Origin of the sequence: Alteromonas sp. AO-Serp, from assembly GCF_017849675.1 — a bacterium.
GTDB classification, from domain to species: Bacteria; Pseudomonadota; Gammaproteobacteria; order Enterobacterales; family Alteromonadaceae; genus Alteromonas; species Alteromonas macleodii.
The window spans coordinates 1-1,824 of sequence record NZ_JAFLMX010000158.1 but is presented as its reverse complement, the minus strand read 5'-3'; the positions used below and the strand labels follow the sequence as shown (position 1 = coordinate 1,824).

General features: G+C 47.6%; 2 protein-coding genes and 1 pseudogene. All 3 read left to right on the top strand.

Going from position 1 to position 1,824, the window contains the following annotated elements; all coding sequences use genetic code 11:
• Positions 1-222 precede the first annotated feature (222 nt).
• Entirely contained in the window at positions 223-960 is a 738-nt protein-coding gene (pdxJ, locus tag QVA83_RS11390) for a pyridoxine 5'-phosphate synthase (protein ID WP_287498475.1), read from the top strand.
• A gap of 27 nt (positions 961-987) precedes the next feature.
• Positions 988-1,368, top strand: coding sequence for a holo-ACP synthase (acpS, locus tag QVA83_RS11385; RefSeq protein ID WP_014948318.1), 381 nt, complete (start codon positions 988-990; stop codon positions 1,366-1,368).
• A 101-nt stretch (positions 1,369-1,469) separates the two neighbouring features.
• Positions 1,470-1,824: pseudogene (locus tag QVA83_RS11380) on the top strand (23S rRNA (uracil(1939)-C(5))-methyltransferase RlmD); the annotation flags it as partial.

Genomic DNA, 1,824 nt, shown 5'->3' with positions numbered 1-1,824 from the left:
CATTTACAAGCGCTTAGTTTTTGGTAAAGCGTATAAACCACCCTAAAACTAGACTAAATGCCTTAAATTATTTTCTCTTAACTCAAGCGCTTAATAAGCACTCTCTACAAAAAAATTTGCTACAATTGCGACTTTCCTTAGAAGGGTATTTTTACCCTTAAAGTAACGTATTAAACAAGAAGAGCAGGCCTCTTCTATCGCTCTTACAGGTTAGGTGGTGAAATGAGCACGATTCTATTAGGCGTTAACATCGACCATATCGCAACGCTACGCAATGCGCGCGGCACGCAGTACCCAGATCCCGTGCATGCTGCGGATATCGCCGAGCGCGCAGGCGCAGACGGCATTACGGTTCATTTACGTGAAGACCGCCGCCACATTAAAGACCGTGACGTTCGCATTTTAGCGCAGACCATTAATACCCGACTAAATCTGGAAATGGCGGTAACCGAAGAAATGCTGGCAATTGCAGAAGAGGTAAAGCCTGTTTTTTGCTGCCTAGTACCAGAAAAGCGCGAAGAGCTGACTACCGAAGGTGGTCTTGATGTAGCAGGGAATTTTGAAAACATCAAAGCGGCGTGCGAGCGACTCGCTAATGCGAACATTTTGGTGTCGTTGTTCATTGATGCCGACAAAGCGCAAATTGACGCGGCCGCAGCATGTAACGCTCCTTACATCGAAATTCATACAGGCCAATATGCAGAAGCCACCAGCGAAGAAGAGCAGCATAAAGAGCTAGCGCGTTTAGTTGAAGGTATCGAGTACGCCGATAGCTTAGGGCTTAAAGTGAATGCCGGTCATGGCTTGCACTATCACAATGTTAAGCCTATTGCGGCTATCCCTCAGTTAATCGAACTTAATATTGGCCACGCTATCATTGCTCGCGCCGCGTTTGATGGCCTTCATACGGCTGTAGCTGATATGCGTAAACTTATGCTAGAAGCACGAGCAGGCATTTAACCTTAGATTCAAAAGGGTGTAGATAACGTGGCGATTGCAGGGCTAGGTACTGACATTGTAGAGATAGCGCGACTTGGTAAAGGCGATGGCGCTAATGAACGCTTAGCCAAGCGAGTACTTACGCCTGCCGAGTGGCAGCAGTTCAGCGAACACGGTACGCCAGTCCGCTTCTTAGCCAAACGTTTTGCCGCCAAGGAAGCGGCAGTGAAGGCCCTTGGTACAGGGATTGGAAACGGGATCAGCTGGCAGCATATAGAAGTGCGCAATAACGATTTAGGTGCGCCAGAGCTTCATTTTTCTGGCGAGTTTGCTGCAATGTGCAAAAACCGAGGTATTACGCGAAGCGTGGTCAGTATTTCAGATGAGCAGCATTATGCTGTCGCCACCGTTATACTAGAGTCTGAATAGAGCAACTGTCCCTAACCCACGTGGGCGACTTCTATTTGGTGAGCGCGCGCAAAAACCTCTACTAACATCAAACCACGTAAAGCAAGTAACCGGAGTCACACTTGGCAAACCTTTTTAAACAATCTCGTAGCAAGCAAAAAGGCAAAACGTCGCTTACTGAGCGTGGCGCTTCAAAAAAAGGGAATGCCAGAGCCAACGCGCAGGTCGCAGGACTTCGATTTGGGAAAAGCAAAAATGCAGCGGATACCAGTGAAACTCAAAAGCTTAACACGGTCACCATTGAAGATTTAGATTGGATGGGCAATGGCGTAGTGCGCGGCAATCCTATGGTATTTGTTGAAGGTGCCCTTGTGGGGGAAACCTGCGACATAGAGGTGCTATCTAGCAAAAAGAAAGTCATTAACGCCAGGGCGACAAACATTCATTCGCCAAGTGATGAAAGACAAGCGCCTTTTT

What these genes read in the sequence shown, in the direction of transcription:
- pdxJ (WP_287498475.1), top strand. Translation starts at nt 223, where the DNA reads ATGAGCACGATTCTATTAGGCGTTAACATCGACCATATCGCAACGCTA.